A 25,879-nucleotide genomic window follows, 5' to 3' on the forward strand; every position below is an offset into this window, starting at 1 on the left:
CATGCAATTTAGTGAGCTTTATCAAGCAATCTCTGTACAGACAAGTGACAAAGCGAAATCTATCAAGCTGCTAATTTGCGATATTGATGGCGTATTTTCAGATGGTCGTATTTATTTAGGTAACCAAGGTGAAGAATTAAAAGCATTCAACACCAAAGATGGTTTCGGGATTAAAGCCTTAATTGAAACCGGTGTTGAAGTTGCCGTCATTACTGGACGACATTCAGAAATTGTTAAGCAACGTATGACTAGCTTAAACGTAACGCACATTTACCAAGGTCAAGAAGATAAAATTAAGGCTTACGAAGAATTGAAAAGCCGATTAAATTTATCCGACAACCAAATTGCGTATATTGGCGATGATGGTCCAGATATACCTGTAATGCAAAAAGTTGGCTTTGCTGTTGCAGTTGCTGACGCACACCCACTGGTAAAAAACTTGGCCCATTATACGACCATGCTGCCAGGTGGGTTTGGCGCTGTCAGGGAGCTAACCGACTTATTAATGCTAAGCCAAGGTAACGAATTACTCTCTAAGGGGAGCAGTACATGACCAATTTGCGGGTTATTTTACTCGTAGTTTTCGGTGCTGCCATGCTGTGGCTTTGGTACCCCTTTTTGACGCAAACAGAACAGGCATCACGGCAAGAGCAGGAAACAATCGCTCAGCCCGACTACGTTGCGATTGATTTAAAACAGACCTCATTTGCTGAAAATGGACAACTGAGTTATCAAATTACGGCACAGAGAATGGAGTTATATCAAGAGCTGGGGTTTAGCCACTTTGAATTACCCATTTTTGTTTTACATAACGGGCAACACAACTGGCAGCTCACTGCCAACGAGGCCACCTTGTATGAAAACGACACGCTGATTTTAGAAGGCAACGTAAAAGCGACGAACTTGAACGACAATGCCATGATCACAGAGATAGACGCAGATAATCTTCGACTTGAAATCAGTAATCGAATAATGCGTTCAGAGCAACCAGTGATCATTACTGGCCCGAGCTTAACCATTACCGGTAAAGGGCTAATCGCCGATCTCAATATTGAGGTCATTGAACTCATTAACCACACTGAAACGATTTATGATAAGCAATAAATTAAGTGCAACCCTACTATTTACATGTGCTATCGCACTTTTGCCACAAAGTGCCCTTGCCAACAACACGCCTGAGCAGGTGATCATCAGTTCAGGTAAGCAGCAAGCGCAATTACAAACAAATATAGGGGTTTTTGAAGAAAACGTTGAGATCATTCATGGCCAACGCAAAATATTCGCAGATCGACTCGAAGTCCACCGCAGAGAAGATTTAGGGGAAAACAAGCAGTTACTGGTTGCAACGGGATCTCCTGCAATTTTCCAAGAGCAGCAGACCGATGGCAGCCTATTAAAAGCCACGGCACAAGAGGTACGCTATGATGTTGCAAATCGCTTGCTCACAATTAAAGGCAATGCCGAAATAAGCCAAGCTGGTCAAAAGATTTCTGCCCAAGAGATCCTCTATGATATGGAAAAACAACTTATTAGCGCGCAAAAGGCAAACGAGGAAGGTAAACGAGTGAGAACTGTTTTACTCCCTGTAGATAAAGAGCAAGATGGTAACAAGGAGCCACAGTGAGCACACTAAAAGCGACAGCACTGGCTAAGAGTTATAAAGGCAGACAGGTTGTAAAAAATGTTGAACTAAGTGTTGAAGCAGGCAGCATCGTTGGTTTGCTCGGTCCAAATGGCGCAGGTAAAACCACTACTTTTTATATGATTGTTGGCCTAGTACCAAGTGACAAGGGCAGTATTCATATTGATTCACAAGACATTACTTTGCTACCGATGCACAGCCGAGCTCGGTTGGGTATTGGATATTTACCACAAGAATCTTCGATATTTAGAAAGCTAACCGTTTATGACAATTTAATGGCGATCCTTGAAACCAGAAAAGACCTCAATAAAGCCCAACGAGAAGCAGTATTAAACGATTTACTTGATGAATTTAATATTCAGCATATTCGCTCAAGTTTAGGAATGGCACTGTCTGGTGGTGAGCGTCGCCGCGTCGAAATTGCTCGCGCTTTAGCCGCAAATCCTAAATTTATTCTTTTAGATGAGCCTTTTGCTGGCGTTGATCCGATTTCAGTGTTAGATATAAAGAAAATTATTGAGCATTTAAAAAACCGTGGGATCGGCGTATTGATCACAGATCATAATGTTCGCGAAACTTTGGATGTATGTGAAAAGGCATATATTGTTTCCCATGGTGAATTAATTGCGTCAGGCACACCTGAACATGTTTTAGCGGATCAAACCGTCCGAGATGTCTACTTAGGCGAGCAATTCAGGCTATAGTTAAGAATAAGCGTAACAACGAAAAGGATTGTTAGAGATACATGAGGCAATCGCTACAGCTGCGCATGGGGCAGCAATTAACAATGACACCACAACTGCAGCAAGCAATTCGCCTGCTGCAGCTGAGCACATTAGACCTCCAGCAAGAAATTCAAGAAGCGCTGGATAGCAATCCTTTATTGGAAGTAGAAGAAAACGAACAAGAGTCTTTTGATAACAGTCTAGATAAAACCCATGAACAAGCTCAGACCACAGAGAAAGCAGAGTCTAGCGTTGATGATACTGCTGAAACACAGCTGAGTGACTACGAGCAAGACACAGATACGGCGCTCAATAAAGAAACGCTCAGCGATGAGATGGCGATGGATGTCACGTGGGATGAATATATCAGTGCTGCACCAGTCAGCTCGTCTGGCCCAATGCCTGAGGATGAAAGCGTTTATCAAGGTCAAACCACTGAAAGTCTTCAAGAATATCTGATGTGGCAACTAGAGCTCACTCCATTTAGCGCAACAGATAGACTTATTGCGCTGTCAATTGTTGAGGGCGTCGATGACTCAGGGATCCTAACCGTATCTTGTGAGGATATTGTCGATAGCTTAAATAAAGATAATGACCAAGAGCCGGTTGAATTAGATGAGGTTGAAGCCGTCTTAAAACGTATTCAATTATTTGACCCTGTTGGTATTGCGGCACGCAGTCTGCAGGAATGCTTAATTGTTCAACTAAATCAATTTGCCATAGATACACCTTGGCTCGAACAAACAAAACATGTCATTGAAGAGCACATAGACCTATTAGCAAATCGTGATTATCGTACTATCATGAAGAAAACGAAGCTCAAAGAAGGCGAGCTCAAAGAAGTGATGACGCTAATCCACAGCTTGAACCCCAAGCCAGCTGCAAGTATCGTTCAAGAAGAAGCTGATTATGTGATCCCCGATGTCTCGGTCAAAAAGATAAAAGGACGTTGGGTTGTTGAACTCAATCCTGACTCAATGCCCAAAATAAGAGTTAATGATCATTATGCTGCAATGTCACGCTCAGTTAAATCAAGCAGTGACAGCCAATTTATTCGCTCGCATTTGCAAGAGGCGAAATGGTTTATTAAAAGTTTAGAAAGCAGAAATGAAACTTTATTGAAAGTTACCAATTGCATTGTTCAACAACAACAGGCATTCTTTGAACATGGCCCTGAGGCAATGAGACCTATGGTTCTCAATGATGTTGCTGAAATGGTTGATATGCACGAGTCGACAATATCTCGGGTAACAACACAAAAATTTATGCACACGCCTCGCGGCATTTATGAATTGAAATACTTCTTCTCGAGCCATGTTAGTACCGAGAACGGTGGGGAATGCTCTTCAACAGCAATTAGAGCACTCATCAAAAAGCTAATTGCTGCAGAAAACTCAGCTAAGCCTTTAAGTGATAGCAAAATTGCAGATGTATTAGCTGACCAAGGTATTAAGGTGGCAAGACGTACTATTGCCAAATACCGAGAGTCTTTGGCTATTCCACCGTCTAATCAGCGTAAAAGCTTGATTTAGGCGTAACAAAAGAAGGAAAAATGCTTATGCAACTAAATTTAACTGGTCGCCATGTAGAAATTACCGATTCATTAAGAGACTACGTAACAAGTAAGTTTGCGAAGCTAGAAAGGCATTTTGATCACATCAACAACGTTCATGTAATCCTAGATGTCGAGAAACTCATTCAAAAAGCCGAAGCCACATTACATGTAAATGGCGGCGAGCTATTCGCTTCAACAGAACACAAAGACATGTATGCAGCTATCGATGGTTTAATCGATAAGCTAGATAGGCAAGTCATTAAACATAAAGAGAAGCTAACTCGACATTAACCATGAAACTTAGCACACTGATCCCTGAGGACTGCAGCAAGGCTGCGGTCCTTTTTAATAGTAAAAAAAGAATACTCCAATACATCAGTGAATTGGCACAAGAAAAAATTCCAAATGCCAATCAGCATGATATTCTCGAGGCACTGTTAAATCGCGAAAAGCTAGGCAGTACAGGTATTGGAAAAGGTATCGCTATTCCACACGGGCGATTGGCGGGATTAGATAATATCATTGCCATCTTGCTTGTAAATCAACAGCCTATTCCATTTGATGCTGTTGACGACCGCAATGTAGATATTTTTGTTGCGCTCATCGTACCAGAAGGTGAAAATAAGCAACATTTAGAGACCTTAGCTAGTATCGCTGGTAAACTAAATGATAAGCATTTTTGCAAGAGACTTAGACAAGCAAGTAACGATCATGAGCTTTACCAAGTCCTTGTTGAGTTTGATAAATAATAGGAACAAATCGTGGAGCTCATAATTATCAGTGGCCGCTCTGGCTCAGGTAAATCCGTCGCATTAAGAGTATTGGAAGACTTAGGCTATTACTGCGCTGATAATATCCCTGTAAACTTACTACCTGCTTTAGTACGCAGTGTTTCAGACAGCTATAATAAAATTGCTGTCAGCATTGATGTGAGAAACTTACCAAAAGAACAGCAGGAGTTTCATGATATTTTAGAGTACTTGCCAGGCTTTGCTAAACCAAAAGTATTTTACCTTGATTGCGATGACCAAACACTAATCAAACGTTTTTCAGAAACACGGCGATTGCATCCGCTGTCACTCAATGACTTACCGCTAGACTTGGCAATAAAACAAGAAAGAACTTTATTAGATGTCTTGATACGTCGTGCTGATATCACCATAGATACAACCGACTTGAGTGTCCACCAATTGGCTGAAAGCGTTCGAGAGAAAATCTTAGGCCAAAAAGATAAACAACTCATCATCACATTTGAATCATTTGGCTTTAAACATGGTATTCCTAAAGAAGCAGATTACGTATTTGACGCGCGGTTTTTACCAAACCCGCACTGGGAACCTGAATTAAAACCTCTAACAGGCTTAGACCAACCGGTTATCGATTACTTATCGAGTCACAGCATAGTACAAAAGTTTGTGTGGCAGATACAAACCTTTATGCAAACTTGGCTGCCACACTTGGAGCGTAATAATCGCAGCTATTTGACTATCGCCATTGGTTGTACCGGTGGCCAGCACCGCTCAGTATATTTAGCGCAAACACTTGGTGAACGCTTTCAAAGAACACACTCTAACGTCAAAATTCGCCACCGAGAACAAGAGTAATGCAACAGCAATACCAAGGGGTTTTTCTAATAAAGAACAAGTTGGGTTTGCATGCTCGAGCAGCCACTATATTGGCGCAACTCTCAACCCAATTTGATGCAGAAATAACGCTTTATCAAGGTGATAAAAGCGCTCCGGGAGACAGCGTGTTAGCATTGCTGCTGTTAGAGAGCAGCCAAGGCAAAGAAGTCAAAGTGAGTTGTACAGGCCCTGATGCAAAGAATGCCTTAATCGCTATTGGTGACCTTATTGAAGACAAGTTTCATGAAACGGAGTAACTTAGTTTTTATTTAATCTCTTTCGTAAGATAACTTACTACTTCTGTACTTGTCATAATACTGCAATAGCGTATTTTTATTTTAAGCAGCTATAATCAAATATTATTTTATCTATTACAATATGATAAGTCACATTGATAATGTGTTTAGTGCATATATCTTAGCTCGAATTTATGAGCTTTATTCTGTAAATAACAGCTTAAAGAGCAATTTTCGTGCTACAAAAAAATGCGATTAAATTATTAAAATGACTATTCAAAACATATAATTGCCTTTTCTTAATCTAAAATTTGGAAGCCTATGCCTGACGTTTTTGAGCAAGACTATACACTGGAACAATTACAACAAGTAACCAAAGCAATAAACAGTGGGCAGTTTGTTCAAGTAAGACAGACATTAGCTGAGATACCTCCGTGCGATACCGCACTGTTACTTGAGTCTTCCCCTCATAAAATAAGAACTACACTTTGGCAATTGGTCGATCCAGATATCCAAGGTGATGTGCTTGAAGAACTCTCTGAAGATGTTCGCTTAAGCATCATTGCCAAAATGGAGCCCGAGTTAATCGCCGCTGCGACTGAGGATATGGACGATGACGACTTAGGTGAGGTACTCAGAAGTTTACCTGTGCCTGTCTACCAAGATGTTATCAGTGCCATGGACAGCCAAGATAGAGCACGGGCCACGCTTGCTTTATCTTATAATGAAGACTCTGCAGGGGCATTAATGAATGGCGACACCATCACCATTCGTCCCGATGTCAGTCTCGATGTGGTGTTAAGATATTTACGTCTTAAAGAAGAGCTTCCGCAAGGTACAGACGACCTCTATGTCGTAGATAAAGAAAACCGCTTTTTAGGATCTTTGCCTATTGGGATCTTATTAACTAACCCCCCTGATAAACTTGTTCAAGAGCTGATGAATGAAGACAGGGAAACGATTCCAGTCGGCATGCCGGAAAGCGAAGTAGCCCAGCTTTTTGAGCGACATAACTGGATATCAGCCCCTGTAGTTGACGATCAAACGCAACTACTGGGGCGTATAACCATTGATGATATTGTTGATGTGATCAGAGAAGACGCTGAGCATAGTCTAATGAGTATGGCAGGTCTTGAGGATGAAGAAGATACCTTCGCACCTGTCATGAAAAGTAGCCGAAGACGTTCAATTTGGCTTGGGATCAACCTACTCACCGCCCTACTCGCCGCCTTTGTCGCAAGCTTTTTCGAAAGCACACTAGATATCCTCCCCATTTTAGCGGTCCTCAATGGCATTGTGCCTAGCATGGGAGGCGTCGCAGGCAGCCAGACATTAACCTTGGTTATCAGGGGTATTGCCCTTGGGCATGTCAATCAAACCAACCAAAAATTCTTACTCGGTAAAGAACTTGCGATTGGCGCACTCAATGGCGTTCTTTGGTCTCTATTAATAGCTGGTGTTGTAGCAGTTTGGCAGTGGGACTTTAAACTTGGCGCAGTTATCGCATTTGCCATGTTCATGAACTTGGTTGCAGCAGGCATAGCAGGGGCAAGCATACCTTTGATCCTAAAGCGTATGAAAATAGATCCAGCACTTGCTGGTAGCGTAGTCCTCACAACCGTAACAGATATTGTTGGTATTTTCGCGTTTTTAGGTACTGCCACTTGGTTTTTACTCTGAGCCTAGCTCAGAGTAAACAAATTAATCAGCTCTATTGACCAGCCACTTGCATGCTATCTATTAATACAGAGCCAGTTTGCACTGCACCACGTAATTCAACATCTCCGCCGACTGCCTGAATATTGTGGAACATCTCTTTTAGGTTACCGGCAATGGTTATCTCACTCACAGGATATTGTATTTCTCCATTTTCGACCCAGAAACCAGCTGCGCCACGAGAGTAATCACCAGTGACAGTGTTCACACCTTGCCCCATCAATTCAGTCACCAATAATCCCGTCCCCATTTCTTTTAAAATGGCGGCCAGATCTTCATGAGTCTTTTGAACTAACCAATTGTGGATCCCGCCCGCATGGCCTGTTGCCTGCATGCCCATTTTTCTTGCAGCATAGCTTGCCATTAAATAGGTTTGCAGCTCACCACCTACGATAATATCTCTATCTTGTGTATATACCCCTTCACTATCGAACGGGCTTGATGCCAAACCTTGCAACAAATGCGGCCTTTCATGGATATTGACGCAAGAATTAAAAACCTGCTTACCAAGGGTATCTAATAAAAAACTAGATTTACGATATAAAGCACCGCCACCGATTGCTGAAACAAGGTGTCCAAACAAGCTATTTGCAATGTCAGCTCTAAATACCACCGGCACCTTCATCGTCGCAAGCTTCTGACTATTCAGCTTAGCCAGTGTCGACTCAGCAGCCTCTATGCCAACCGCTTGCGGCGCTTTTAATAAATCATGCTTTCTCGAGATACTAAATGCGGAGTCCCTTTGCATCATATCGCCTTCTTGGCCGATCACCATGGTGCTCAAAGTGTGACGTGTTCGAGGGAAGCCGGCTAAAAAGCCATGGCTGTTACCATACACCCTAAGACCTTGGTGCGACGCAATACTTGCACCATCCGAATTTACAATTCTACTATCGAATTCAAGCGCAGATTTTTCTGCTTCGATACAAGATTCAATCGCCTCTTGTGGAGATAGTTCCCACGGGTGATATAAATCAAGTTCAGGAATATCTTGTGCCATTAAGGCCTTGTCAGCCAAGCCATTGCACTCATCGTCCGCCGTATATTTGGCAATTTCAATGGCTTTTTGCACAACTGAACGTAACGCTTGCTCGCTCAAGTCAGCCGTTGAAGCTGAGCCTTTGTGATTACCAACATAAACACTGATCCCCAAACTACCATCTTGATTAAATTCGATGGTATCGACTTCGCCCATGCGCGTGCTCACTGACAGTCCAGAGGTGCGACTCATCGCCGCTTCAGCAGATGTAGCCCCCAACTTTGACGCCATCGTCAAAACCTCAGATACAGCCTCTTTTACTTCGTCGATTTGTTGGTATATAGAACCCGCTTGGTTATCATTCATGTTGCTTTTCCAAATACTTGTAAACTCTACAATCCTAACACAGGAGTGAGCATTTCGCCGTGATAATCGTAAATGACCTCACTATTACGATATTTTTCTGCGCTTCTTGGTATAATCAATATAATTGTAATATTAAGTGGCCTCTATTATGGCAAAAAAATCAGATCACAATGTCGATGATGAAGAAATCATCTATGTCTCCAAAAGCGAGCTTAAACGAGATGCTCAGCAATATCAGCAGCTTGGTATTGATATCGCTGAACTTGGCAAAAAGCAACGGGACAAGCTGCCTTTGACAAATGAACTTATCGAGGCGATGGCACTTGCAGATAAGATCCGTGGCAAACATGACGCGTATCGTCGCCACATGAATTACATTGCTAAAGTACTTCGTACAACAGAAAATGTTGAACAATTACAAACAGCTTTAGACATGTTACTCAATAAAAATAATCAAGCAGAAGTGCTACTTGGCCAAGTAGAAAGAGTGCGTGATGAAGTACTTAAGCTTGGGGATAGCAAAATTAACGAGTTACTTGATGCACACCCAACAATGGAACGCCAGAAGCTGCGTCAGTTAGTTCGCCAAGCAAACAAAGAACTTAAAGCAGAAAAGCCAGCCAAAGGATATAAAGAGTTGTTTCAATACTTAAAAGAAGCGATCTTACCTTAATTTTTTTGAGGGGAGCGCGCTCCCCCCATTCATGATTGGTAAATTAAGCGGTACCACCCACCGTCAATTGATCAATCTTAAGGCTAGGTTGACCGACACCAACCGGCACACTTTGGCCATCTTTACCGCACACACCAACCCCTCTATCTAGCGATAAATCATTGCCAACCATAGAGATCTGCTGCATCGCTTCTGGACCATTACCAATCAGCGTTGCACCTTTAATTGGCTGCGTTACTTTACCGTCTTCAATTAAATAGGCTTCTGATGCAGAAAACACAAACTTACCGGAAGTAATATCCACTTGACCACCGCCAAAGTTGCTGGCAAATATACCTTTTTTCACTGAGCTGATGATCTCTTGCTGGGTGCTTTGTCCAGCCAACATATAAGTATTTGTCATTCTAGGCATGGGCAGATGTGCAAATGACTCTCTACGTGCATTACCTGTCGGCTGAGTGTCCATTAAGCGAGCATTGGTCTTGTCTTGCATGTAGCCTTTTAAGATGCCATTTTCAATTAGAACGTTATATCCGGCAGGTGTCCCCTCGTCATCGATATTTAAAGAACCACGACGATTGGCCATCGTACCATCATCAACCACAGTACACAGTGATGAAGCCACTTGTTCACCTACACGACCACTAAAAGCAGACGCCCCTTTACGGTTAAAGTCGCCCTCTAAGCCATGCCCAACCGCCTCGTGCAGAAGAACGCCTGGCCAGCCAGAACCCAACACAACCGGCATTGTGCCTGCAGGAGCATCAATAGCAGTTAAGTTTACACGTGCTTGTCTCACCGCTTCTTTTGCATAGGTCATCCAGCGTGGTTGACCATTTTCTAATTCTTTAAAATACCCGTAGTCCAAGCGCGCACCACCACCCGCACTCCCACGCTCTCTTCGCCCATTACTCTCTAATAATACAGAGCAATTTAAACGAACTAGTGGGCGGATATCGGTCGCAAACGTGCCATCGCTTGCAGCAATGAGTACTTCTTCATACACTGCAGCAATCGAGCATACAACTTGCTGAGCATCTGGCGCTAAATCTCTGATTGCGGCATCGACTTCTTTAAGTAACGTGATCTTTTCTTCATCCGTCATGCTCAGCAATGGCTGTACAGGCTGGAACTGAACAGGTGCTTTTACATCAGTAAACACTTGTACACGCTTAGACTCACCTTGCTGCGCAATGGAGCGCGCCGCTTGTGCAGCCTGATTAATCGCTTCTAAGTTAATTGCATCAGAGTAACTAAAACCAGTCTGCTCACCACTGACGGCCCTCACACCGACACCGCGTTCGATGTTGTAGCTCCCCTCCTTTACCTTGCCATCTTCGAGGACCCATGTTTCATTGTAACTAGACTGAAAATAAAGATCGGAATAATCAACATTGTACTGATGAATATAATTAAGTGTTTTTTCCAGTTGCTCTCTGGTTAACTGGCTGTCAGCTAACAAGCTTTTTTCAACTTGATTCATATCATATTGCTCTTAAATCGGTTGTGCTGCAATACAGGCATTGCTTGCCTTGTACTGTGTAGCTCGGTTAAATCTAACCGTCTTTGTATCGGCTCTAAAGATAACGCACTGTTATCTAGCACTTCTCCCCATGGGGAAATAATAACGCTATGCCCGTATGTTTCTCGCCCGTTTTGATGTTGTCCAACTTGCGCTGCAGCAACCACAAAACTTTGTGTTTCTATGGCTCTTGCTTGTAGTAATGGCAGCCAATGAGCCTGACCTGTTACCGTAGTAAATGCACTTGGAATTAGGAGTATATTGGCCCCTTGATCACGTTGAACCTGATACAACCCTGCAAAGCGCATGTCATAACACACACTTAAGCCTAGCTTACCAAAGGGACTATCTACAACAACAACTTGATCACCCGCTGCTGTAAACTCGGATTCTCGGTAGCGCTTTGCTTTGTCGCTGACATCTGCATCAAATAGATGGATCTTGTTATACTGAGCTACAAGCTTGCCGCTATCGTCAAACAAGCAACTTGCAGCGAAATATTTATCGCCTGGCGCCGAAATTGGCATGGTACCTGCGCTCAACCATATGCCTTTAGCTTTGCAAAGTTGTGCAATTTTTTCTATCCACTCGTCGCTGCGCTTTGCAATTGAAAGCGAGTCTAAGCCATTTGCGCAAAATGCCAGCCAGGCTTCTGGCAAACACACCAAACTGGGCGACGTCAATGTCAAAGCCTCTAATCGTTGAGTGAGATATTTAAAATTCTCTTCAGGTGCCATAGCCGAGCACATTGGGATCACGACAATATTGGCGTAGTCAGATTTCATCATGCTTTATACCACTTTGTTAAACACACAGCACTTTTTCAAGGTCTAGCGTCCATTACCTTGAGACTCGTCATTTATCGGCTTTTCCTGCTCTGACGGCTGAGTTTGACCCATTTCTATTTGCTTTGGCTTTATCGGCACTGATTTGTTCTGCTTTGGTGCCACCGTTTGTTCGGTGCTCGATTGCACACGTTCCGTGCTTAACACTGTCGGCTGACCTGACTCTGACTCATTTCCTTCGACATCTTTAGGCTTGGGTGCGTCATTTGGGGTGTCAGGTGGTGGTGACTCTGGCGGCTTCACGCCAGGTAACGTAACCTCGCGACTCTTACGCTCTACTTCGGTCACAACAGGCTCTTGCATAGTACCTGTCACCTTAAAATTAATTTCTGATATCACACGTGCCGAATGAATAACCTTGTCAATTGCAAGCGCTGCCAGTCCAGTCACCGGATTAACCATCCAACCCACTATCACAGGTAAACTTGACGTGACCTGTGGCGCAATCGCTAAATCATAGTTAATCTCGTGCGTCTTTAAGTTCGCATACCCAGAAATACTCAGATCAGCTGGCACACCATCCATTTTAGTATCTTGAGTAAACGCAACACCATTATCGATCTGCAAGCTGCCTTCCATTTGATTGTAGAAAAACCCTTTAGCAAAAACATCCCTAAAATCAAGCTTCAATTTGCGTACCAAAGAGTCCAAACTCAGCAAAGAAAAAACACGCGCACCTTGATCGCTAATATCTGTCAAATGGCCTTCGCCCAGTTGCCACTGAATATCTCCCGCCAATGTCTCCCATTGGAAGTCATAAGGCGCAGCTTGCCAGCTCAAATTAAAATCGATATTAGCTTGAGAGTCTTTCACGGTTGACGTGATATCAAACTCTTCCATTAAGTCACCAAAGTCGGCGCTACTTAAATTACCATTTATGCGGGACAAACCGTCTCGCCAGCTCCCCTTCGCCGATAGCGCATGGGCGCCTTTATCTACATTGAGATTGCCAATCGTAAGCTGTTCACCATTGCCCACAATTGAAAGAGTGACTCTATCCAGTTGATACTGATTAATACGGCAATCATCGCAACCAAACTCTATGGCTGGAATACGCGTCAGCCAGCTCAAATCTGTCGCTTCTTCTACTTCAGGCTGCTCTGCCTGCTGTGAATTCAAACGCAGATAGTCTGCCTGTATATCAATTGCAGCAGTTTCCTCTGTAGGCAGCAGAACCTGTGCTCTGAGCTCCTTTCCATTCAAGCGCATTTTCCAGCCATCACTGTCTGGCTTCATCTGCATTTCAATGTCATTAAACAGGATATTACCGACAAGAAGCTCACCAAAATTCGCTCTTATTTCATTCAGTTCTGGTAATAAACTGGTATTATTTTGCGACGATGATGTGCTCTTCTCGATAATCCTATCAATAAAAGCGAACCATGCATCTAGCTGAATGTCTGGTTGATCGATCGTCACTGTAAGGCCTGACGGATCAAGCCCTCGATTTTGTGACCCGACTACCAAGTGCGCTTTATCAAAACGCCCTTTGTTATTGTCTAAAATACCGTTGAAATAGAGTAGATCATTCACATTGGCTGTGATCAGGTTAGAAATGTCATCACCTCTCACTTCACCAATCAATTTTCCAGTTGAGGCAGCAACTTTATGATAAGGAGGAGGTAACATCACTGACGCGCCAGCTAAATCTGAACTGAAACTCGCTAAATAATTGAACCCTTGCTCAGTAAAGTTTAATGCGATATTAGTACCTAACAGCGCATTACCGGCAATAAAACCATCCATTAGCCCATCACCATGTGGCAATAAGGCTTCACTACTGGCCTGTAAAGCTGCTTCTATGTTTACTTCATAACCTTGTTTATCACCATTACCCATGACTGAAAAATCAATCGGCATAGTTAACCACGTCGCTTTGGCATTCTGGAGTTTAATCTCATCATCATGAAATGTTAATTCGCCATGCACATCATTAAGTTGCATACCCGGTTTACTAAGGTAGATATGATTGCCATCTAATTCCACTGTCCCTTTCGCAACAACATCTAGGCTATGTAAGTCAATGTCGAGCTCTATCTCCCCATTGGCTGTGCCCTTGCCTTGGACAATATCAAGCACATTAACTAATGGATCGGCTATCGGTGTATCTGCAAAAAAAGCGCTTAAGCTAGATGCTTCTGTTTGCTGGTTGATTTTAACAATGAGATTATCGGCTCGCTCAAGGTCATCCAAGCTCACCACAACCTTCCCGAGAATATCCTGATTAGACAGCTGGCCTGAGCCCGCTGTGATATCCATGCGTTCATTGTGAAAATGCAGTTCAACGCCGGCATTTTTTACACTTTGCCAATCAGGTGCAAATAAAAACTCAGCGCCATCAATATGCGCCAATACTTCAAACTGCCCTTGTCTATCGCGATATGGGAAAGCACTTAATGGCCCTGACAGCAGTACTTGAGCACGTACGTCTTCACCAGCAATAATCCCTCTGTCTAAATACTCAACCAAATTGCCATGCATTAAGTCCAATGGAAAGTAATGTCCCGCAATCGATGCATCTTGACCATATACTTCAGCATACAAATCTAATTCAGGTTGAGAGAATAAACGAGTATGGAATTCTAGCGCCACAGCAAGGTGATCATTACTCACCCACAAGTTATCTGAATTCACTTGCCAATGCCCGTTCGTATCTTGCCAAAAATGTATGTCGCCGTTGAGCTCATCAATATCAATGGGTTTGATAAAGCGCGCGCCAGTCATGAGTTGTTGTTGATGTGCGCTCACGCTAACCACACCACGCTGTCCCTGCCAGTTAATTTCAAGATCTAGCCCTGTTAAACCAGGTGCTGCGTCACTTTCAAGCCATGCCACACTTTTTGCAAGGCCCCATACATTGATACCCGTATCTGCCTGCCAAGTTATCCTGGCTTTATTAAGTTCGCCTTGAAACTGGCTTTTTTCTATGCCTTTTGCCCACTCGTATCGAGTCAGTTCGAGCGCATCTGCTATTGGCGCTAAGTCAAACTGCTGTAGCCAAAGTGTACGCTGTGTACTCGACCACTGGCCTTGAAATTGCGTTGGCTGATAATCATGTTCGTTGCTGATAAATATAAACTCAGAGCTGTTCAGTGACCAACCGCTCTCAGACGGTTCAATTAATACCTGGCCACTTTCTAGACCTAATTTATTTAAGTGGTTTTTATCACTCCAGGTAACGTAGCTGGGTTCAACTTGCACTAAAATGTCAGTTAATTTTCCATGCTGCAATTGGGTCCAGAGTTGACCATTGATGCTAGCACTCAAATTTCGATAACTGTCATCTAAATGATCATCGATTAAGTCTAATACATTAAGATCATTGGCTTGTAGATAAATATCGCCTTCAATTTCTTGTAAAGTTTGTCCTGAAAGCTTAACTCGAGTATTCAAACTACCTTGAGATAAGCTAGGGAAAATAAGTCGCCCTTCACCATGATGTGCATTGGCGCTATTTTGCCAAACCATATCTTGGATCAGTATTGTATGGTGCAAATCATGTGCACCCAATAAATTAACTTCACTATTTTGAACTGAGAAGTGCCCAGTTTCCCCTAAAAACAACCCTTCGATAAGTGCCTGCTGCTCAAACTCGCCTGCATTAGCACTATCATCTAAGTTGAGCCTATTTAAGTGAATATTTGCTTTAAAACCATCAAGCACAAAATAATTGGAAACTAACTGCCACTGCCGCAAAGACTGAACAACATTGACTTGCAAGCTGGTATTGTCAATATGAAGAGAGATAGGTGCGTTTTGATTATCTTCAAAACTCACATTTTCAAGCACAAGGGCGGGCCCAGTACCCTGCCAACTTGCGCTGATTGAGCCAATGCTCAACTCAACGTTAAGCTGGCGGTAAATCAGAGATTCAATGCTATTTTTGTAATCGTTAGCGTACGGCAAGCTCAGCTTCAACAGAGAAACCAATACCGCAAGCATAACCAAGGTTACAGCAAAAGCTTGCCAAACCTTTCGAATACAAAAAAAGCAAATTGTTTTGGGGTGCATATCGGCCTACATCATTACCACATCAAACTGCTCTTGGCTGTACAAGTTTTCAGTTTGGATACTCACTTGCTTTCCGATAAACAGTTCCAGCTCAGCCAAATTATGATATTCATCATTCACTAACGCCTCACTCACAGCCGCAGAGGCATACACCATGAATTTATCCGCATCATATGCACGATTTACTCGGACAATTTCACGCAATATCTCATAACAAACCGTTTCTACAGTTTTCAGAGATCCTCGGCCAGAGCAAGAAGGGCATACATCACATAAAATGTGCTCTAGACTTTCTCTTGTACGCTTTCTCGTCATTTCAACTAAGCCAAGCGCTGACAGCCCGTTAATATTTGCTTTGGCGCGGTCTTTTGCCAATGCCGCTTCGAGTGAATGTAATACTCGGCGTTTATGTTCATCTGAAACCATATCAATAAAGTCAATTATGATAATACCGCCTAGATTCCTTAACCTAAGCTGACGCGCAATAGCAGAAGTTGCCTCGACATTCGTATTGAAAATGGTTTCTTCTAAATTTCTATGGCCAACAAATGCCCCAGTATTCACATCTACGGTCGTCATGGCTTCTGTTTGATCTATGATTAAATAGCCACCTGATTTCAGTTCAACCTTTCGGTGTAGTGCTTTTTGTATCTCTGTTTCAACATCAAAAAGATCAAAGATCGGACGCTCGCCAGGATAATACTCCAACGTCTCAGATAGCTGAGGAACAAACTCTTCTGTAAACGTCTTCAATTGCTGATACGTTAATTTGGAATCAACACGAATACGCTCCATGTCTTCACCAACGTAATCGCGTAGAGTACGAAACGCCAGCGTCAAGTCCTCATGCAAAATACTTGCTTTGCTGGTCTTTCTTCGCTTGCTAACAATTTTTTGCCAAAGTTTTTTTAGAAACTCTGCATCATGCTTTAATTCAGCTTCCGCAGCGCCTTCAGCCGCAGTGCGAACAATAAAGCCACCATTTTCATCATTATATTGGGCAACAATATGTTTAAGACGATCGCGCTCTTCTTCTGTTTCAATTCTTTGACTAACACCCACATGCGTTGCATCTGGCATAAAGACTAAGTAGCGAGAAGGGATGGTAATGTCCGTGGTTAAACGCGCCCCTTTGGTACCGATCGGGTCTTTCACCACCTGTACCATAATGAACTGGCCTTGCTTAACTAGCTCTCTAATATCCTGCACTTTTTTAATTGGCTGATGATCAACCGCTTCTTCAATAGAAGCACTACTGACAATGTCTGAAGCATGTAAAAAGGCGGCTTTTTCTAGGCCAATATCGACAAATGCGGCTTGCATACCCGGTAGAACTCGGCTCACCTTGCCTAAATAGATGTTACCAACAATGCCTAAATTACCGACACGTTCGACTTGTACTTCTTGCAGCACACCATTTTCAATGAGTGCGACTCGACTTTCACTTGGTGTTACATTGATCAATAATTCGCTACTCATCTCGACCCGCCATAAATGCTTGAATTAATTCGTCTGTTTCATATAAAGGTAGTCCGACAACAGAAAAATAACTACCTTTAAGCTGTGTTACAAATCGCCCACCTAAACCTTGTATACCATATCCACCGGCTTTATCTTGTGGCTCTTGGCTAGACCAATATTGTTCTATTTCCGCAGCTGAAAGTACTTTGAAAGTCACCTCTGTGATGATTGTTTTACTCATCACTGTCTGATTGTCTGCCAGCGCAATCGCTGTCATCACTTGATGCGTGTTGCCTGATAACTTTGTCATCATAGAGATAAAGTCGTCTTTGTTTACAGGCTTACCAAGCGCTTCTCCATCAGCGACAACAATTGTATCACTGCCTAAAACAGGACGCTTCTCACTGCCTATGCCAACGCCACTTTGTGCCTTTAACCTGGCCAAGCGCTCAACTAAAGCTTCAGGTGCTTCATTTGGCAAAGCTCGCTCATCCGCATCGACAGAAAATTGTTCAAAATCGTAACCAAGCTGGCTCAATAACTCTTTGCGGCGTGGGGATGCCGAAGCCAAATATAATTTTACGGTCATTAACGGATCCTAAAATGTCTACGGTACTTCCTTAGCAATAGGAAGATCCAAGGCCAACACAACATACCAACCAAAGCCGGCCATAAATATGCAGGATTAAAATAAATATCTAATAAGAAATGATTTAGCCAAAACTGCAATAAGTGATACAGCGCTAAAAACAAACCTATCAACATGGCTTGCTGCCACAAAGAGAAGTTTCTTAACTTCTGGAAGTTACTGACTGTAATATAGATGCACACTGAGTAAGTCAACGAGTTAACACCCAAAGGAGAGCCTACAGCCAAATCCATGATCAAACCCGTGCACCATGCCCAGCCAATATTAACCCTGTGCGGCAACGCAATTGACCAATACATCAATACTAATAGGACCCAATCCGGTCTAAAAGGTTCTAAAGAAAAGGGTAATGGCATCAACGCCATAATAAGCGCAAGAAACACGCTAAAAGTGATAAAAGAAAAGCTACGGCTCATTACTTACCTCCGTATCGTTTTCCCCTAAAATAACCAGTAGTCGCACCCTGTCTAACTGCGCGATAGGCTCAGCATAAACTTTTGCAAAAGGCAGTCCTTCATCTCTGTCAATCTCAGTGACAACGGCAACTGGGTAACCTTCTGGAAAGCGACTGCCAAGGCCTGAAGTCACTAAGATATCGCCGATACGAATATCCAAACTATGTGACACATGGGCTAATTGCACCAAATTAATCTTACCTATCCCCTCGACTACCATACTGACATCATTACGTAAGATCCGAACAGGAGTCGCATGGGTTGTGTCTGTCATCAACAATACACGGGAGGTTGTAGTGCCGACATGCGTCAATTGACCTACTAATCCGAGTTCATCAATAACAGCCTGTCCCTCTGATACACCATCAATCGTGCCCTTATTAATAACAACCTGATGATTATATCGATTAGAACGCACCGACAGTACTTGCGCGATTTGACGGCTATGGGATTGCCGTGACGAAGCGCCCAGTAGTGCTCGCAGCTCATTATTTTCTTTTAATAAAAATTGGAATTGCTGAAGCTGCTCACTTTGCAAAAGCTGCTTGGCACGCAAGGTTTCATTTTCATCTAACAGCCTATCTCGTGTATGCAAGCTTTGCGCACCAACATTAAATAATTCGTATGGCACGTTTGCAGCATATAAAACAGGACTAACTAAAGTATTGAGTGTCGTTCTGACAAAAGTACCGCCAGAGGTATATCGATCACCTATGATGAGGATAATACTAAGCACAACTGCGACAGTAAGTCGCAGTTGTAAAGAGATGCTTCGGCCAAACAGTAAATTCATCAGTCGTAACTAAATACATCGCCACCATGCATATCAATCATCTCAAGCGCTTTACCACCACCGCGCGCAACACACGTCAGTGGATCGTCAGCAACCACTACTGGGATCCCCGTTTCTTCCATCAGCAGTCGGTCTAAATCTTTTAGCAATGCGCCACCGCCTGTTAATACCATGCCGTGTGCTGAAATATCCGATGCCAACTCAGGTGGTGATTGCTCTAACGCAACCATGACGGCACTAACAATGCCCATCAGAGGCTCTTGCAATGCTTCTAAAATCTCGTGTGAATTGAGCGTAAACGAGCGCGGTACACCTTCTGCTAAATTGCGTCCGCGCACTTCAATTTCAATTGGCGTTTCACTCTTAAAAGCAGAACCGATTTCATGTTTGATGTGCTCCGCAGTTGCTTCGCCAATTAAACTACCAAAGTTACGTCTTACATAGTTAATAATGGCTTCATCAAATTTGTCACCACCAATACGCACAGAAGATGAATAAACCACACCATTAAGCGAGATTATCGCAACTTCAGTTGTACCACCGCCAATATCGACAACCATAGAACCTGTCGCTTCAGACACTGGCAAGCCAGCACCGATTGCTGCGGCCATCGGCTCTTCAATCAAGTACACTTCGCGCGCACCAGCACCCATGGCTGACTCACGGATCGCACGCTTCTCAACTTGTGTTGCACCACACGGTACACAAATTAATACGCGCGGACTTGGACGCATAAAGTTATTGTTGTGAACTTGCTTGATAAAATGTTGAAGCATTTTTTCTGTGACATAGAAATCCGCAATAACACCATCTTTCATTGGTCTTATCGCTTTGATATTGCCGGGCGTTCTACCAAGCATCTGCTTTGCGGCTGTGCCGACAGAGGCAACGCTTTTGGGTCCACCTGCTCGCTCTTGACGAATTGCCACAACAGAGGGCTCGTTCAATACAATGCCTTCTTCTTTCACATAAATCAGTGTATTCGCCGTGCCTAAGTCAATAGACAGGTCATTTGAAAATAATCCACGTAGCTTTTTAAACATGAGGCTGGGTAACCTTAAAGAATTCTTTTAACTAAGCCGCAGTCATTGTCACTGCGGCTAAAATATTTAAGTCTACAAAGTGCTAACTGCACTTTAGCTGAACGCGCCCTACTCGGCGCATTATTTATCTTTCGCGAACTAATCTAAAACCGATATAATTAGCTCTAAAATCAGGTGCTAACGCTAGGCGTGTTGATACCCTAGCCAAGCTAGGCGCAAAGTTCCATGCACCGCCTCTAACCGTCACATCTTCTTGAGAAGCGCGCTTTTGCGTCCATTCCCAAACATTACCGACGGTATCATATAAACCATAGTTATTTGGTGAAAACTCTCCAACTGGTGATGGACTTTTATTTGACCACTCACTGCCACACCATCCACAGTTTGCCAACCCTCTACCAATCTCATTGCCCCAAGGATATTCTGAACTGGTGCCGGCTCTGGCCGCATATTCCCACTCTACTTCATTTGGCAGACGATATTGAATGCCTTGCTCCGCAGATAACCAGTTGGCATATGCTTTAGCATCTTCATAGGTTACACAAACAACGGGGAAGTTTTCAGCTTGCTCAAAGCCTGGATTACTCCAATTATATTCGCTTTCCCAAATCGGCTCGCCATTTTTGTAATGAGCGCAACCTGTGCCTTTTTCAGCCTCTGTTTGATAGCCAGTGCTAACAATAAATTGTCTGTATTCTGCTACCGTCACTTCATTGCTTTGCATCGCATAAGAGTGACTGAGTACTTTCTCTACCACTGGGCGCTCATTAGCCAGTCCATTACCAGTTAAATCACCCATTTGGAATGATCCTGCTGGAATAATCACCACTTTGTTTTCAACCAAGTTAGGCGTTACTGATTTTTGTACAGTGCGAGGACGCTCAACTTGCTCTCTTTTCGGTGTCGGTGCAGCAATCGACTCAGGCTTTTTTATCAGCTTAGCGTTTATCGTTCGAGCACGCCTTACATCAACTCTGGCTTTGTATGACTCATAACCTAGTTTACGGATCTCAATGTCATAAGACCCTGTCGGTACACTGACAACCAGTTTAGTCGAGCCATAACTTACACCATCAATAAACACTTCATCATCATAAACATTAGATCTTAAAGTTAGATCAACTTGTCTGTCTTGAGGTGTTTGCTGAATGATTTGTGATTTAATTTCTGTCTGTGGTTGCAGTGCGGTTACACTTGGTACACTCGGCTCAGGCTTATCCAGCTCATCTTTAAAAGTAAGCTGACTGTCACTAAACGTTGTTGGGTAACTTGCTTGGTAACCTACAGATAGCGGCGTGCCATACTCGCTACAAAAGCGGTTATCCAGCGCTAACAAACCACAAAGTCGGCTATTATTAACGTCACCGCGCATCGTCACACTTAAATTGACGCTGTAATTACCCTGACCGCTGAATGCACTGCCAATCACATGACTGCTCACAACCTGCACTTGCGCACCAGCTAAGTGTCTCTTCGGCTCTACAATGCGCTGCTCTGTTAGGTTTGCAAATATCTGATCGATAAAGCGCTTGGTTGCTTTTTGTAGACCTAATTGCTGACCTCTTTGCTCACACGCCGCAAGCGTTTCTGTACGCTTACAATTGATGGTGTGTTCAACTTCTAATGTACCTTCACGAGTAAACTCGTTGCGAAGCCGCTCCACTCGCGCTGTACTTAATTGATCTTTTAAGCTCGCAAGCGTATTAACTAAGGTATGTTTACTAACGCGAATTTGCTCTATGTCTTTGCGGTGCGATGCTATGGCCGCTAACTGCATCGCTATATCTTCTTTATTCGATTTATGATCAGCAACAGACTGCTGGTATCTCATCTGCGCAGATGAAATATCAATAGAAGGATCGTCAATCAATCGACGATATAAATCATTCATGGCGTCGAGCGCCTGATTCTTTTCTTTATCCAACTCTGTTGAGTTTGTCCTCAACAATTCAAGTTGTGATTGTAAACGGGCTTCTTCAGCCACGTGCTTGTCTAAAATCTGAGTATATCTATCTAACTCAGCCTGTTTTTCGGAGCGCTCTGACTCGATAGCTGTCACAGTCGCAGTATCTTGTGCCCAAACACTTACAGACAATAAGGCGGCAGAGACAAAAAGAGATAAAGGAGCAATTCGCATATATTCCATTCCCAACAGCGGCAGTTGTTTTGGTCTTTGTTATTTTTGATGTTTTAATGCTCAATGCTATGTACTTACGAAGTAAAACACAAGCCTTGCACAATTAATATCTGAGTTTACAACTATTAGTCACGTACTTACCAGTGTTCTGAGCACATTTTCATGAAATAATAACCTCAAAGCGTTTATTTACAGATAAATCGAAAATCAAATGAAGACTTCAAGCCACTTAGAATCACCTCTGCAGACAATTAGGCATCCTTTATTAGCAGCCAAAAAAATTGAATTGCTGGTAAAAAGAGATGATCTGCTTCATCCCACTGTACAGGGAAACAAGTGGCGAAAGCTTAAATATAATCTTGTAGAGCTTAAACGCCAGCAATGCCGCTCTCTTGTTACCTTTGGGGGGGCTTTCTCAAATCACGTATATGCAACCGCCATGGCTAGTAAGCTGTACAATATCCCTGCGGATATTATTGTCAGAGGCCCACACCTTGATGCAGCAAATCCAACTATCCGCTTTGCCAAAGCATGTAACGTCAACCTACATCCCGTCACTCGAATAGAATATCGACAACGTCATGATCCTGATTATCTTGCTCTGCTCAAAAAGCGATTTCCCAATGCTTTTATCATACCTGAAGGTGGTAGCAACCAATTTGCTTTGCAAGGCTGCGAAGAATTAGCACGTTCTTTACCTAAAAGTGACTATGTTTGCTGTGCTGTTGGTAGCGGTGGAACGCTAGCCGGTATGCTTGATGGACTTGATCCCTCCGTAAAGCTTATGGGATTTGCAGTACTGAAAGGGGCGGAGTATTTAAATGAGAAAGTCGTGCATCTGAACCCAAAAGCAAAGGCTCAAAAAAATTGGCAAATACTAACGCAATTCCATGAAGGTGGTTATGGTAAGTTTTCACACGCACTGTGGCAATTTTGCCAGACAATGCGACGTGACCATCATTTGCCTCTAGAGCCCATCTATACAGGTAAAATGATGTATGGACTTTGGCAGTTGATTGAGCAAGATCATTTCCCAAAGCATAGTCAGATTATTGCCATACACACGGGAGGTCTGCAGGGCCTAGATGGCCTGCGTTATCGACAATTAATTTAAGCTATTTTCCAGTTCTAACAGGGGTGCACTGAAAAAATACCCTTGCGCACCATCAACACCAAGGCGTTTAATACAGTTAAACTCATCTTGTGTTTCTACCCCCACAGCATATACCGGTATTTGCAACTTCTTGGCTTGACCCACTATCTGCTTCACTACCGCGCGCCGCTTGGCACATCCATTAATACCGTGGATCAGTTCAAAAGCCAACTTGATCCCCGTTACATTATGTAGTCTTTGTAATTGGATCACATCTAGAGGTTTATTGACGTGGTCCAGCACCACATTGGTCCCAAGCAGCACCAATGAAGAGAAAAACTGCTCAAAATAATCTTTATGCTGATAATAGTCGCTTATCATCAACTCCAAAGTCACATCACTTGCACGGCCAGAATCCTTCAAAGCGCCTATCAACCAATTTAAAAATACGCTATTAGACCAGTTCACCACATGTAAATTAACACTCACCGAAAACCCTCTTGGCTCTTTAGATAGTACTTTTAGTGCTTGTTTAACAATCGCCTTATCAAGTTCAACTAAGTGTTCATTATGGTGTATTTTATGAATAAATTGCCCTGCGGTGATTAATCCTAGCGTTTTGTGCCGAACACGCAATAGCGCTTCACTTTGGATCACATCTTGTGATTTGAAATCAAATAAAGGCTGACAAAAAAGTACAAATCGCCCAGCGCGAATATCTTCCATAATATGCACTTCAGCATCCAGTAAACTCTCAGCTAACGTGTGATTCAGTGGCAACATATGTATATGCTGCCATACATGGTTTTGCGCAATACTAAGAGAAGATCTGGCAATTTGATACACTTGCGTTTGGTCTGCTCCTTCGCCATAAAAACACGCCCCGCACTTAACCGCACTGCGTGACAAATCTCCGCGAAAGGCAAGCAATGCCTGATATACAACTTCATGTAAGCGTTTAATCGCTTGCTCAACTTCATTTTTGCCTAATGTACCGAGTGTAACGGTCAAAGTGCCTGACGATAAATACTTGGCTGAACAATACTGGTACTTATTAAAACACTTCGCTAAAGTGACACTAAAGTGGCTCTGCGGCTCAATGTGCTTGGGCAGTTCACAACGCCATTTAAACATTGCAAACATCGTCACCTGCTGCTCCGTTGTAACAGGTATATTCACCAAACTTTCCCCATTACCATTACGTGTTCTGTGCGTGAGCTGCTTACTTACCTTACGACGTTCTACATGACGCTTCCGTTTTCTCAAATAGACAGTGCCAAATAATGCCCCGACTCCAAAAATGACCGTATTGACCCAAATAAACCACATCAGTCCCTTATTGATTAATTGTGTGGGATACATGCTCATAGAATGCTCACCGACCTTAAAATGATGCGGGGATGAAAACCACGAAATGAAAGTGTCATTGCTAGGGAAAACGCTAAAACCATGTTGATTAGCCAACTTGCCAAGTTCTTGAGGAGGAATAGGAGCAATATAATAAGATAACTGCGTATCTAAACGCTGTGATTCTTCATCAATCCAAGTACTGATTGATTGTATTACAACTAAATTGCTCACTAAGAGCAGGATACTCCAAGCAACTAAAAACACGTACTCACGTTTAGCGATGTGTTTAGTTAGCGCGAAGTGAAACATAATACAGGCTGCCATCAAGGGATCTGCTTAAAGTTTTGTTCAATCTATTCCAAAACTCAAGGCAACCTAATTAAGATTCCCAAAAGCTGCTGATCTTGAATGTATTATTTTTTAGGATAATAAAAGAAACTGGAAGCACAAAGACATTAAAAAATGCTTTCTACTTCTGAGCGCCATAACTTTTGACATATCAAATCCAAGCTAAACCACAATTTTAGCCTGAGTTTCAAAGTTTTCTCACTGTGTACAAATGCTCGCATACCCTATGTATGTCATCTCTATGTGCTTAACACAAATCTCATTATGGCGTGGGCATCACAATGTAGTAAAAATACAAAACTATATTTAAGAGCGACATACAATGCCTGACAAAAATAAATTCTTAGGTAAATTCGAACAAATGATCATGCTTACATCATTTCATCTTGAAGATGAAGCATATAGTGGACTCTCAGCAGGGAGAAGTCACTGTTCCACGAGGTGGGCGCGCTAAACAGGCTATGGACACTTTACAGTAAGGCGTGATTGACTTTTAAAATCAACACGACCTATTTTGTAGTTACACTACCATCGAAGAAACCTATTGAGCAAACCGTTACTTTGATTACTCCAGCTTATATTTGGGAATTAAACCTTCAATCTTACATTGAAAGCTTTTCGCTGTTTTATTAACTAGTCGCTTCACCATTACCGT

Annotated in this window: 23 protein-coding genes; 12 read left to right on the forward strand and 11 right to left on the reverse strand. The window is 42.9% G+C overall.

Annotated elements, in window-relative coordinates:
* Position 1 precedes the first annotated feature (1 nt).
* From kdsC to mgtE, 10 genes are all read left to right on the forward strand, one after another.
* The gene (gene kdsC / locus AC2CZC_RS04515) at positions 2 to 553 is read left to right on the forward strand and encodes a 3-deoxy-manno-octulosonate-8-phosphatase KdsC (protein WP_484583971.1); all 552 of its coding nucleotides are present in this window, start codon (positions 2 to 4) and stop codon (positions 551 to 553) included.
* Positions 550 to 1,104 carry an LPS export ABC transporter periplasmic protein LptC gene (lptC, locus tag AC2CZC_RS04520; RefSeq protein ID WP_484583972.1) on the forward strand — a complete coding sequence of 185 codons (555 nt, stop codon included), beginning with the start codon at positions 550 to 552 and terminating at the stop codon, positions 1,102 to 1,104. The genes kdsC and lptC overlap by 4 nt, the downstream gene beginning before the upstream one ends.
* Positions 1,094 to 1,624: a lipopolysaccharide transport periplasmic protein LptA gene (gene lptA, locus AC2CZC_RS04525; RefSeq protein ID WP_484584845.1), complete on the forward strand. Its 531-nt coding sequence runs from the start codon at positions 1,094 to 1,096 to the stop codon at positions 1,622 to 1,624. The genes lptC and lptA overlap by 11 nt, the downstream gene beginning before the upstream one ends.
* A complete protein-coding gene (lptB, locus tag AC2CZC_RS04530) occupies positions 1,621 to 2,346 on the forward strand; it encodes an LPS export ABC transporter ATP-binding protein (RefSeq protein ID WP_484583973.1) in 726 nt (241 codons plus the stop codon). Before lptA ends, lptB begins: the two co-directional genes overlap by 4 nt.
* 41 nt (positions 2,347 to 2,387) lie before the next feature.
* Positions 2,388 to 3,899 (forward strand): RNA polymerase factor sigma-54, encoded by a 1,512-nt coding sequence (locus AC2CZC_RS04535; protein ID WP_484583974.1) that lies wholly within the window; start codon positions 2,388 to 2,390, stop codon positions 3,897 to 3,899.
* A gap of 26 nt (positions 3,900 to 3,925) precedes the next feature.
* Complete coding sequence (hpf, locus tag AC2CZC_RS04540; protein WP_023397244.1) at positions 3,926 to 4,213, forward strand: ribosome hibernation promoting factor; 288 nt, start codon at positions 3,926 to 3,928, stop codon at positions 4,211 to 4,213.
* Between the two features lie 2 nt (positions 4,214 to 4,215).
* The gene (gene ptsN, locus AC2CZC_RS04545; RefSeq protein WP_484583975.1) at positions 4,216 to 4,671 is read left to right on the forward strand and encodes a PTS IIA-like nitrogen regulatory protein PtsN; all 456 of its coding nucleotides are present in this window, start codon (positions 4,216 to 4,218) and stop codon (positions 4,669 to 4,671) included.
* Between the two features lie 12 nt (positions 4,672 to 4,683).
* The gene (gene rapZ / locus AC2CZC_RS04550; RefSeq protein WP_063361375.1) at positions 4,684 to 5,526 is read left to right on the forward strand and encodes an RNase adapter RapZ; all 843 of its coding nucleotides are present in this window, start codon (positions 4,684 to 4,686) and stop codon (positions 5,524 to 5,526) included.
* Positions 5,526 to 5,804 carry an HPr family phosphocarrier protein gene (locus AC2CZC_RS04555; RefSeq protein ID WP_063361374.1) on the forward strand — a complete coding sequence of 93 codons (279 nt, stop codon included), beginning with the start codon at positions 5,526 to 5,528 and terminating at the stop codon, positions 5,802 to 5,804. Before rapZ ends, AC2CZC_RS04555 begins: the two co-directional genes overlap by 1 nt.
* A 300-nt stretch (positions 5,805 to 6,104) precedes the next feature.
* Positions 6,105 to 7,463, forward strand: a complete 1,359-nt coding sequence (gene mgtE, locus AC2CZC_RS04560) for a magnesium transporter (protein ID WP_484583976.1) — start codon at positions 6,105 to 6,107, stop codon at positions 7,461 to 7,463.
* 31 nt (positions 7,464 to 7,494) lie between these two features.
* Here the strand turns inward: mgtE and pmbA are convergent, their stop codons facing one another.
* Complete coding sequence (gene pmbA / locus AC2CZC_RS04565; RefSeq protein WP_484583977.1) at positions 7,495 to 8,844, reverse strand: metalloprotease PmbA; 1,350 nt, start codon at positions 8,842 to 8,844, stop codon at positions 7,495 to 7,497.
* A gap of 148 nt (positions 8,845 to 8,992) precedes the next feature.
* Here pmbA and yjgA point away from each other — a divergent pair, with 148 nt between their 5' ends.
* Positions 8,993 to 9,517, forward strand: a complete 525-nt coding sequence (gene yjgA, locus AC2CZC_RS04570) for a ribosome biogenesis factor YjgA (protein ID WP_484583978.1) — start codon at positions 8,993 to 8,995, stop codon at positions 9,515 to 9,517.
* Between the two features lie 43 nt (positions 9,518 to 9,560).
* On the opposite strand, the gene tldD is transcribed toward yjgA, so the two are convergent.
* The 9 genes from tldD to AC2CZC_RS04615 form a co-directional block, all read right to left on the reverse strand.
* Positions 9,561 to 11,000, reverse strand: coding sequence for a metalloprotease TldD (gene tldD, locus AC2CZC_RS04575; RefSeq protein WP_063361370.1), 1,440 nt, complete (start codon positions 10,998 to 11,000; stop codon positions 9,561 to 9,563).
* Positions 10,997 to 11,824: a carbon-nitrogen hydrolase family protein gene (locus AC2CZC_RS04580; RefSeq protein WP_484584846.1), complete on the reverse strand. Its 828-nt coding sequence runs from the start codon at positions 11,822 to 11,824 to the stop codon at positions 10,997 to 10,999. The genes tldD and AC2CZC_RS04580 overlap by 4 nt, the downstream gene beginning before the upstream one ends.
* Positions 11,825 to 11,869: 45 nt before the next feature.
* Positions 11,870 to 15,895, reverse strand: coding sequence for a YhdP family protein (locus AC2CZC_RS04585; protein WP_484583979.1), 4,026 nt, complete (start codon positions 15,893 to 15,895; stop codon positions 11,870 to 11,872).
* Positions 15,896 to 15,901: 6 nt separating this feature from the next.
* Positions 15,902 to 17,374 (reverse strand): ribonuclease G, encoded by a 1,473-nt coding sequence (rng, locus tag AC2CZC_RS04590; RefSeq protein ID WP_237138030.1) that lies wholly within the window; start codon positions 17,372 to 17,374, stop codon positions 15,902 to 15,904.
* Positions 17,367 to 17,945, reverse strand: coding sequence for a Maf family protein (locus AC2CZC_RS04595; RefSeq protein WP_484583980.1), 579 nt, complete (start codon positions 17,943 to 17,945; stop codon positions 17,367 to 17,369). The genes rng and AC2CZC_RS04595 overlap by 8 nt, the downstream gene beginning before the upstream one ends.
* A complete protein-coding gene (gene mreD / locus AC2CZC_RS04600; RefSeq protein WP_063361365.1) occupies positions 17,945 to 18,421 on the reverse strand; it encodes a rod shape-determining protein MreD in 477 nt (158 codons plus the stop codon). Before mreD ends, AC2CZC_RS04595 begins: the two co-directional genes overlap by 1 nt.
* Positions 18,411 to 19,253, reverse strand: coding sequence for a rod shape-determining protein MreC (gene mreC / locus AC2CZC_RS04605; protein ID WP_237138035.1), 843 nt, complete (start codon positions 19,251 to 19,253; stop codon positions 18,411 to 18,413). The genes mreD and mreC overlap by 11 nt, the downstream gene beginning before the upstream one ends.
* Positions 19,253 to 20,296 (reverse strand): rod shape-determining protein, encoded by a 1,044-nt coding sequence (locus tag AC2CZC_RS04610; protein ID WP_010376642.1) that lies wholly within the window; start codon positions 20,294 to 20,296, stop codon positions 19,253 to 19,255. The genes mreC and AC2CZC_RS04610 overlap by 1 nt, the downstream gene beginning before the upstream one ends.
* Positions 20,297 to 20,420: 124 nt before the next feature.
* The gene (locus AC2CZC_RS04615; RefSeq protein ID WP_484583981.1) at positions 20,421 to 22,433 is read right to left on the reverse strand and encodes an SUMF1/EgtB/PvdO family nonheme iron enzyme; all 2,013 of its coding nucleotides are present in this window, start codon (positions 22,431 to 22,433) and stop codon (positions 20,421 to 20,423) included.
* 211 nt (positions 22,434 to 22,644) lie between these two features.
* Between AC2CZC_RS04615 and AC2CZC_RS04620 the strand changes: the two genes are divergently transcribed.
* Positions 22,645 to 23,547 carry a 1-aminocyclopropane-1-carboxylate deaminase/D-cysteine desulfhydrase gene (locus AC2CZC_RS04620; protein WP_484583982.1) on the forward strand — a complete coding sequence of 301 codons (903 nt, stop codon included), beginning with the start codon at positions 22,645 to 22,647 and terminating at the stop codon, positions 23,545 to 23,547.
* Here the strand turns inward: AC2CZC_RS04620 and AC2CZC_RS04625 are convergent.
* Complete coding sequence (locus tag AC2CZC_RS04625; protein WP_484583983.1) at positions 23,539 to 25,200, reverse strand: EAL domain-containing protein; 1,662 nt, start codon at positions 25,198 to 25,200, stop codon at positions 23,539 to 23,541. The two genes, AC2CZC_RS04620 and AC2CZC_RS04625, sit on opposite strands and share 9 nt — an antisense overlap.
* Positions 25,201 to 25,879 lie beyond the last annotated feature (679 nt).

The sequence above is a fragment of the Pseudoalteromonas sp. MMG033 genome (genome assembly GCF_057197785.1).

Excerpts from the sequence above, each read along its gene's own strand:
- AC2CZC_RS04615 (WP_484583981.1), bottom strand. The coding sequence starts at position 22,433 with ATGCGAATTGCTCCTTTATCTCTTTTTGTCTCTGCCGCCTTATTGTCT.
- AC2CZC_RS04610 (WP_010376642.1), bottom strand. The coding sequence starts at position 20,296 with ATGTTTAAAAAGCTACGTGGATTATTTTCAAATGACCTGTCTATTGAC.
- tldD (WP_063361370.1), bottom strand. The coding sequence starts at position 11,000 with ATGAATCAAGTTGAAAAAAGCTTGTTAGCTGACAGCCAGTTAACCAGA.
- AC2CZC_RS04595 (WP_484583980.1), bottom strand. The coding sequence starts at position 17,945 with ATGACCGTAAAATTATATTTGGCTTCGGCATCCCCACGCCGCAAAGAG.
- lptC (WP_484583972.1), top strand. The coding sequence starts at position 550 with ATGACCAATTTGCGGGTTATTTTACTCGTAGTTTTCGGTGCTGCCATG.
- pmbA (WP_484583977.1), bottom strand. The coding sequence starts at position 8,844 with ATGAATGATAACCAAGCGGGTTCTATATACCAACAAATCGACGAAGTA.
- AC2CZC_RS04580 (WP_484584846.1), bottom strand. The coding sequence starts at position 11,824 with ATGAAATCTGACTACGCCAATATTGTCGTGATCCCAATGTGCTCGGCT.
- yjgA (WP_484583978.1), top strand. The coding sequence starts at position 8,993 with ATGGCAAAAAAATCAGATCACAATGTCGATGATGAAGAAATCATCTAT.
- mgtE (WP_484583976.1), top strand. The coding sequence starts at position 6,105 with ATGCCTGACGTTTTTGAGCAAGACTATACACTGGAACAATTACAACAA.
- rng (WP_237138030.1), bottom strand. The coding sequence starts at position 17,374 with ATGAGTAGCGAATTATTGATCAATGTAACACCAAGTGAAAGTCGAGTC.
- AC2CZC_RS04620 (WP_484583982.1), top strand. The coding sequence starts at position 22,645 with ATGAAGACTTCAAGCCACTTAGAATCACCTCTGCAGACAATTAGGCAT.
- AC2CZC_RS04535 (WP_484583974.1), top strand. The coding sequence starts at position 2,388 with ATGAGGCAATCGCTACAGCTGCGCATGGGGCAGCAATTAACAATGACA.
- mreC (WP_237138035.1), bottom strand. The coding sequence starts at position 19,253 with ATGAATTTACTGTTTGGCCGAAGCATCTCTTTACAACTGCGACTTACT.
- AC2CZC_RS04585 (WP_484583979.1), bottom strand. The coding sequence starts at position 15,895 with ATGCACCCCAAAACAATTTGCTTTTTTTGTATTCGAAAGGTTTGGCAA.
- ptsN (WP_484583975.1), top strand. The coding sequence starts at position 4,216 with ATGAAACTTAGCACACTGATCCCTGAGGACTGCAGCAAGGCTGCGGTC.
- hpf (WP_023397244.1), top strand. The coding sequence starts at position 3,926 with ATGCAACTAAATTTAACTGGTCGCCATGTAGAAATTACCGATTCATTA.
- AC2CZC_RS04555 (WP_063361374.1), top strand. The coding sequence starts at position 5,526 with ATGCAACAGCAATACCAAGGGGTTTTTCTAATAAAGAACAAGTTGGGT.
- kdsC (WP_484583971.1), top strand. The coding sequence starts at position 2 with ATGCAATTTAGTGAGCTTTATCAAGCAATCTCTGTACAGACAAGTGAC.
- AC2CZC_RS04625 (WP_484583983.1), bottom strand. The coding sequence starts at position 25,200 with ATGGCAGCCTGTATTATGTTTCACTTCGCGCTAACTAAACACATCGCT.
- mreD (WP_063361365.1), bottom strand. The coding sequence starts at position 18,421 with ATGAGCCGTAGCTTTTCTTTTATCACTTTTAGCGTGTTTCTTGCGCTT.